General features: G+C 66.1%; 6 protein-coding genes. 1 reads left to right on the top strand and 5 read right to left on the bottom strand.

What is annotated here, in order from left to right; translation table 11 throughout:
- Positions 1 to 268: 268 nt before the first annotated feature.
- The 4 genes from KY501_RS51120 to KY501_RS51105 form a co-directional block, all read right to left on the bottom strand.
- A complete protein-coding gene (locus KY501_RS51120) occupies positions 269 to 850 on the bottom strand; it encodes a hypothetical protein (protein WP_224372881.1) in 582 nt (193 codons plus the stop codon).
- An 11-nt stretch (positions 851 to 861) separates the two neighbouring features.
- Positions 862 to 2,997 carry a xanthine dehydrogenase family protein molybdopterin-binding subunit gene (locus KY501_RS51115; RefSeq protein WP_224372880.1) on the bottom strand — a complete coding sequence of 712 codons (2,136 nt, stop codon included), beginning with the start codon at positions 2,995 to 2,997 and terminating at the stop codon, positions 862 to 864.
- A complete protein-coding gene (locus tag KY501_RS51110) occupies positions 2,994 to 3,461 on the bottom strand; it encodes a (2Fe-2S)-binding protein (RefSeq protein WP_224372879.1) in 468 nt (155 codons plus the stop codon). The genes KY501_RS51115 and KY501_RS51110 overlap by 4 nt, the downstream gene beginning before the upstream one ends.
- Before the next feature lie 237 nt (positions 3,462 to 3,698).
- Positions 3,699 to 4,676, bottom strand: a complete 978-nt coding sequence (locus tag KY501_RS51105) for a lytic polysaccharide monooxygenase (protein ID WP_224372878.1) — start codon at positions 4,674 to 4,676, stop codon at positions 3,699 to 3,701.
- Between the two features lie 223 nt (positions 4,677 to 4,899).
- Here KY501_RS51105 and KY501_RS51100 point away from each other — a divergent pair, with 223 nt between their 5' ends.
- Positions 4,900 to 6,036, top strand: a complete 1,137-nt coding sequence (locus KY501_RS51100) for a hypothetical protein (RefSeq protein ID WP_224372877.1) — start codon at positions 4,900 to 4,902, stop codon at positions 6,034 to 6,036.
- A 33-nt stretch (positions 6,037 to 6,069) separates the two neighbouring features.
- Here KY501_RS51100 and KY501_RS51095 read toward each other — a convergent pair whose 3' ends face one another.
- Positions 6,070 to 6,975, bottom strand: a complete 906-nt coding sequence (locus KY501_RS51095; RefSeq protein WP_304608736.1) for a peptidoglycan-binding domain-containing protein — start codon at positions 6,973 to 6,975, stop codon at positions 6,070 to 6,072.
- Positions 6,976 to 7,015: the final 40 nt, after the last annotated feature.

Genomic DNA, 7,015 nt, shown 5'->3' with positions numbered 1-7,015 from the left:
ACAACCGCAAGCGCCGACACTCGAGCCTCGGCTACCTGAGCCCGAGGGACTATGAACGGGCCGCACTACCTGATAGGTTGGCAGCATAACTCCCGTGTCCACTAAACCGGGGCAAGCCCACATCCACCCATTCGTATTGAATGCGAAACATTCCATCCCCAGCCGCTCAAACCAGAGGACTTCCCACCCCGGGCGAGGGCTGACACGTGCCTGAGGCCAACGGGTGCACACCGTCGAGCCCCCAGCAGAAGGAACGCGCCCAGCCTGATCAGTTGGGGCACGGGGCGCCAGCGGCAGCCCAGGTCTCCCACGCGGCGATGAACTCCGGGTACGGCGTGGACACCGGCTCGCGGCCATAGCCCGGGTTCCACCCCCACTTCACGAGCGGGTCCTCGAGGTGGGTGCGGAGCGCGGCCATGTCCATGCCGCCGTTGCGCGCCGGGTCCTTGATCTGCTCGCACAGTGCGCGCGGCGCAACGCCGACGAACACGAGCTTCTCCTCAGGCTTCGGCATGTGCCAGCCCTTGATGTTGCCGGGAGGGACATGGAGGCCATAGTTGCTCGGAGGATTCGCCGGGCCGTGGCACGTCGTGCACTCGGCACCCACCATGCCATGCCCCGTGGGTCCACGCTGCACGTTCATCGCGTGCACGCGGCCCTCATTGCCCTGCAGCGGCGCATCGCCCGCGGGATGGCAGTTCTGACAACGCGGGTGCTGGAGCACCGCGCGCACGGTCCCGAACGCAACCACACCGGTGGCCTCATCCGGCTTCTCGCCCGCGGAAGGCACCGTCTGCTTGCCACCACATCCGGCAAGAACGAGCACGAGCGTCACGAAGATACGCATCATCGAAGGAAGTCCTATGCGAGACGCAGCGGCAGCGTGCGCAGCCGTTGCTTGGTAAGCGCGAACACCGCATTCGCGACGGCAGGTGCAACGGGCGCGGTCGCTGGCTCGCCGATGCCACCCATCTTCGCGTCACTGGGGATCACGTGAACTTGGATCTTCGGCATCTCGAACATGCGCAGCGCGGGGTAGTCGTGGAAGTTGCTCTCGACGACCCGGCCGCCCTCGATGGTCAGCTTGCCGTGCAGTACCGCCGTCAGCCCGAACGCGATCGAGCCCTGGACCTGAGCCTCGATTCCCATCGGGTTGACCGCGGTTCCGCAGTCGACCGCCGCCGTCACCGCATGAACCCTGATGCGGCCACCCTCGACCGAGACCTCCGCGACCTCGGCGATGATCGAGCCGAACGACTCGTGCACCGCGAGGCCACGCGCCCGGCCCGCTGGGGCGGGCGTTCCCCACCCCGCCTTGGCCGCGGCCGTCTCGAGTGCGCGCGCGAACCGAGGCTTGCCCTTCAAAAGCTCCAGGCGGTACGCGAGCGGATCCTTGCCGGCGGCGTGCGCCAGCTCGTCGATCATGCTCTCCATCGCGAACGCGGTATGGGTGTTGCCCACGGAGCGCCACCACAGCACCGTGACCGGGGTCTTCGGGGAGTGCAGCGAGACGTGCTTTGCCTTCAGTTCCTCGAGGTACGGCGACTCGGGGACGCCCTCGACCGACGTCGCGTCGACGCCGTTGTGGACCATGAACTTCTCGAACGGCGTGCCCGCGAGGATCGACTGTCCGACGATGACGTGATGCCACGCCTCGGGCATGCCCGCCTTGTCGAGGCCGACCTGGACGCGGTGGACGAACGCGGGGCGGTAGTACCCACCGCGCATGTCGTCCTCGCGCGTCCAGACGACCTTGACCGGGACGCCGGCCGCCTTCGCGACGATCACGGCCTCGGACACGAAGTCCGCCGCCGGGTTCGCGCGGCGGCCGAATCCACCGCCGAGGAACGTGGTGTGCAGCGTGACCTTGTCGGGCGTCGTGCCCAGGATGGCCGCCGCAGCGCCCTGGTCGACGGTCTGGAACTGGCTCCCCGTCCAGATCTCGCAGCGATCACCGTCGATCTTCACGGTGCAGTTGAGCGGCTCCATCATGGCGTGCGCGAGATACGGCACCTCGTACGACGCCTCGAGCTTGCTGGCGGAGAGGTTGAGCTTCTCCTTCACCTTGCCGGTGTCGGCAACGGTCGTGCCCTCTTCGCGTGCCAGGTCGCGGAACTCGGCGAGGATCTTCTCGGAGCTGGCACCACCGCCCTCGGGCGTCGACCACTCCGCGCGGACGGCATCGCGGCCGAGCTTCGCCGCCCAGAAGTGGCTGGCGATCACCGCGACACCGTTCGCGGTCTGCACGACCTTCTCGACGCCGGGGACCTTCAGCGCATCGGCACCGTCGAACTTCACGAGCTTCGAGCCAAAGGCCGGCGGCCGCAGCACGACCGCGGTCCGCAGACCGGGGAACGAGACGTCGATCCCGAACTGCGCCTTGCCGGTGATCTTCTCGGGCGTGTCGAGCCGGCGCACCTTGGTGCCGATCAGCTTCCACTCCTTCGGATCCTTGAGCTTCACCGTCTTCGGAGGGGACAGCTTCATCGCCTCCTCGGCGACCTCGCCGTACTTCAGCGTCTTGCCGCCGAAGGAGATCACGCCGTTCGCGGCGGTGAGCTTCTCGGGCGTGGTCTTCCATCGGGATGCGGCCGCGCGCAGGAGCAGCACCTTCGCCGTCGCGCCGACGTTGCGGTACCGGTCGAACTCTCCGTGCGTGGACGTCGACCCGCCCGTCATCTGGATGCCCATGGCGGGGTGGCCGTAAACCGGTGCCGCGGGTGCGTGCTCGCTGCGCACCTTCGACCAGTCACAGTCGAGCTCTTCCGCGATCAGCATCGCGAGGCCGGTCCAGATGCCCTGCCCCATCTCGGAGTGCGCGAGCAGGACGGTGACCGAGTCATCACTGCCGATCCGCAGGAACGCGTTCGGGGACGGCAGCGGTGGCTGCGCGGCCTTGGGCGCGGCATGAACCACCTTCGGCACATAGAAGCTGATCACCAGCCCCGCCGTACTCGCCGCCGCACCGGAGAGGAATCCTCGTCGCGAGACGGTCACCTGGCACCTCGCTTCAGCCGCGCGGCGATCCGGACCGCTTCGCGCACGCGCTCGTACGTCCCGCAGCGGCAGATGTTGCCCGACAGCGCGGCGTCGATATCGGAGTCCGTCGGATCCGGCTTCTTGTCGAGCAGCGCCACGGCCGTCATGATCTGACCGGACTGGCAGTAACCACACTGCACGACATCCGCCTCGGCCCATGCGCGCTGCACGGGGTGCGAACCATCCGATGACAGCCCCTCGATCGTCGTGACCTTGCGTTCACCGACACTCGAGACAGGAGTGACACAGGAGCGAACGGGCTTGCCGTCGAGGTGCACCGTACACGCCCCACACTGCGCCATTCCACAGCCGTACTTCGTCCCGCTCAGTTGCAGAAGGTCCCGCAGGACCCAGAGCAGCGGCATGTCGCCGCTGGCTTCCACCTCGCGGACCGCGCCGTTGATGTCGAGCTTCGTTCCCATGCCACGCCTCTCGTCGTTGTCTCAGGTGGCTGCGAGGTCGGCCACCAGCAAATGGCGTCAGCATATACGGCCGAAGCCGCGACTCCGCACGCCGTATTTCAGGCTTGACACGTGTCACCCGCACTCCCCGAGTACACGGTGAAGGCGGAGAAGGGCGACCAGGCGAGCAGCCCTGACACGGGGGGAGGATGGGTCGAGGGCGGCCTATCGCGGGCCGCCCCCGAAGCACTCACCTCATCAATGCTTGCAGTCCGGAGTGGGCGCGGGCTTCTCGACGTCGATCTGGAAGCGGTACCCGTCCTCCCTCACGTAGACGCTGTTGCCCTGGGCCGACTCCATCGGGGCAATCTCTCCCTTGGCTCCCAGCGTCCCCACCCTCACGTAGCGAGAGCTGGCATTGACCTGCCGGGCCAACCGGACGAGCCAGCTCTCTGCTGGAGTCAGCTCCTCCGTCAGCAAGAGATCGTGAAGCTCCGCATCCCGTCCATCCCGGTCGAACACCCGGAAGGTGACCCGGCTCCCCGCGGGCAGCGCCTCATGCGCCTGGACCTGCTGCTCCAATTCCTTCCACTCCGTGGCCTGGAGCGCCGCGGAGCCGAAGTCGACATCCGTGCAGGCGTAGAAGGCCTCCGGGCTGTCTGAACGCTGCCAGATATGGTAGATGACGTGCCGGCCCTGCTTGCCCGCCGGCCAGGGACAATTCACCGTGTAGCGGTTGTTCTGGAGCGGAACAGAGGCGACTTCGCAGAAGGGCGTGGACTCCAGATCCGACCACTTGAGCGGCAGGGCGGGATTGTAGCCACTCTTCGTCACATAGAACCGGTGGTAGCGCGACGCATGGGGTGCGGTCGCGTAATAGATGAAATCGAACCGGCCGTTGGCATTGGGGGCGATCAGTCTCGCGGCCCAGTCCGTCCGGGGCAGATCCAATCCCTTGAACAGCTCGTTGTTCGCGCTGCAAAGCTTGCCATCGGGGATCTGCTGCTGGTGCTGTCCATTGGCCTCCCCGCGCCGCACCCCGTTCCAGTCATAGAGAGCCTGGGTGCCTCCCGCGGCCACCGCGGCCTTGCAGGCAGCGGTCTTGGGGTTCTCCGGCCCTTCCTTGTAGCAGTTGTACACCCGGCTGACGGGGACCTCGAGGGAGCCATGAGCGAAGGAGGAGCCTGCGGACAGCAGCGACAGCACAGCCAGCGAGCCAGAGAGGTGCTTCTTCATGGCGGTCTTCATCCTTGAAGAGAGGGTTTCTCTTCGAGAGGCCATGAGTGCGATTTTCGGGTTTTTCGATATTCCGGGATTACCGCAGCAACCAGCTCTTCCGACCCAAGCGGTGAATTCCGCTCCGAACGAAAGACAGGTTCTCCCTGCATACCTCGTTCAGGCGGGTCCTCCTTGGATTTGCCGGGGAAAAGTCCCCTGCACTTCCGAAGGAACCCATCTGATGAAGGCAATGACGATCGCAGCCCTTGCGTTGGCATCCCTGCTGGCGGGCTCCGCCGTGGCAGGCCCCGAGGCCGATGAAGGCTTGGCCCGGGACGCCTGGGCGCCCACTGGAACCCATGAACTGCAACCCTTGACCGGTGGGACGACCGCGCCAGATGTATTGGATGTCACAACCCTGCCGTTCCTGGCATTGCCGAAGTCTGACGCGTCCGGCATTGGCATGAACGCCACCTCGGGTCCCAACTGTGCGACTCCGCAGGGACCTCTGCCGCCCAGCGGCTGGACGGTGGTCCAGATGGCCAATGTCCCGACCTGCTCGTACCCCTATACCAGCGGCTACTACAGCATCTGCCTCCCGGGCGGCGCGTGCTTCAATCAATACACCTATCGGTCCTACTATGACATCCCCGTCGGCGGCACCCTGCGCTACTGCTCCGCGGTAGGTGTTCCTCCAGGATGGCAGGTGATCCAGATGAACCTGCCCGCGTCGTGCCCGGGTTCTGGCGCGGACTCGGTCATGCAGCACGTGTCCTGCGTTGCAGGCGACACGAATTGCTATCCGCAGTCCGCGAGCATCTCGGCTTCGCCGCAGACCGTCACGGTGCCCTATGGACTCCCGGCGGGCTCCACGACGATCAACTGGAACACGACCAACTACAGCGATCCGTGTGTGTGGGTTCAAAACTCGGGCGGCGGCGTGCAGCTCTGGGCTTGTTCCGGTGGCGGTGCACACAGCGGGGTGTGGCCCTATGTGCCCGCTGGCGGGACGACGACCTTGTGGATCAGCAATGGAGGCAGCGCTTCGCCTTCTCCCAACATCGCCCAGGTCGTCGTGACCGGGCGCCAGGGGACGGCCCCCACCCTCTCCGCATCTCCCAGGGTGGTGACCATTCCCGAAGGCCAGGCTGGCAGCACCACGGTCTCGTACAACCTGTCCGGCTCCGGCCACACGGGAATGTGTGTGTGGGTTCAGAACAGCGGCGGGATTCAGCAGGTCTGGGCCTGCAGCGGCGGAAACACCTTCACAGCCGTCTGGCCCTACGTGCCCAAGGGCGGCACCAGCACCATCTGGCTGAGCCCGAGCCAGACCTCCCCCACCCCCGTCCTGGCCACCGTCACCGTCACGGGCCAGTAACGGAGGATGTAAGGGCGCCGAGCGGCCGAAAACCTAGATCGGCATGAAGATCTTGAGGCCGCTGCGGCCGCCCGCGGCCAGGGTGTTCTGCTCCACGAAGTCGCTGTAGGAGCTCTTGCCGTCGCCCGAGGTGATAGCGGTATGGCCGTAGATGCTGCCGAGGCGCGTGGAGGTCTTCTCCCAGGTGAGCACAAGGCCGGGGATCTTCAGCGCGTCGGCCAGCGACATGTTCACCTGCTTGAACTTGTTCTTCGGCAGGTTGTCGTCGATCTGGTTGCCGTTACCCCACACCTTGATGCCGTAGGTGTTCTGAATGGCGCGGCTCACGCCCGTTGCGCACTTGCCCTGGCTCGAGTAGCCACCCATGCTCATCGCCACCGCGCGGGCATTGTTGGCGAGCGCGGAGTTGCCCTTCACGCCACCGGTGCTGGGAGGGGTCGTGGGCGTGCCGCTCACCGTGATGCCGAGCTGGTTCCAGGTCTTCGGCCCGACGACGCCATCGGCAACGAGGCCCTTCGAGCTCTGGAACGCCTTCACCGCCGCGGTGGTCTTCGGACCGAACTGGCCATCCGCCGCACCGGCATTGAAGCCGAGCTGATTGAGCCGGTTCTGAAGCGCGGTCACTGGAGCGCCACTCTGGCCCTGCTTGAGCGTGGGACCGCTACCACCCGTAGTAGAGGAACCTGCCGCGTTCAGCTTGGCCCACGTCTTCGGCCCGACGATGCCGTCGGCGGCAAGGCCCTTGGCGCTCTGGAATGCCTTCACGGCCGCGGCCGTCTTCGGACCGAACTGGCCGTCGGCCGCGCCCGGAGAAAAGCCCGCTTTGGCCAGGGCCTGCTGAAGGGTCTTTACCGCGGCGCCGGATGAGCCTTGCTTCAGGGTGGGCTGCGAAGGAGCAGCGGCGGAGAGGGTGGTGCGTGCAGCGGAGGAAACCCGCATTTCGATAACCTCGTAAAGTGAGACTGTAGGGAGGTTATCG

The sequence above is a fragment of the Hyalangium versicolor genome, from assembly GCF_020103695.1.
Lineage (GTDB): Bacteria > Myxococcota > Myxococcia > Myxococcales > Myxococcaceae > Hyalangium > Hyalangium versicolor.
The sequence above is the reverse complement of the archived record's forward strand: the minus strand, read 5'-3'. Positions and strand labels throughout refer to the sequence as shown.

Coding starts and splice junctions, on each gene's coding strand:
- KY501_RS51120 (WP_224372881.1), bottom strand. CDS start 850: ATGATGCGTATCTTCGTGACGCTCGTGCTCGTTCTTGCCGGATGTGGT.
- KY501_RS51110 (WP_224372879.1), bottom strand. CDS start 3,461: ATGGGAACGAAGCTCGACATCAACGGCGCGGTCCGCGAGGTGGAAGCC.
- KY501_RS51105 (WP_224372878.1), bottom strand. CDS start 4,676: ATGAAGAAGCACCTCTCTGGCTCGCTGGCTGTGCTGTCGCTGCTGTCC.
- KY501_RS51100 (WP_224372877.1), top strand. CDS start 4,900: ATGAAGGCAATGACGATCGCAGCCCTTGCGTTGGCATCCCTGCTGGCG.
- KY501_RS51095 (WP_304608736.1), bottom strand. CDS start 6,975: ATGCGGGTTTCCTCCGCTGCACGCACCACCCTCTCCGCCGCTGCTCCT.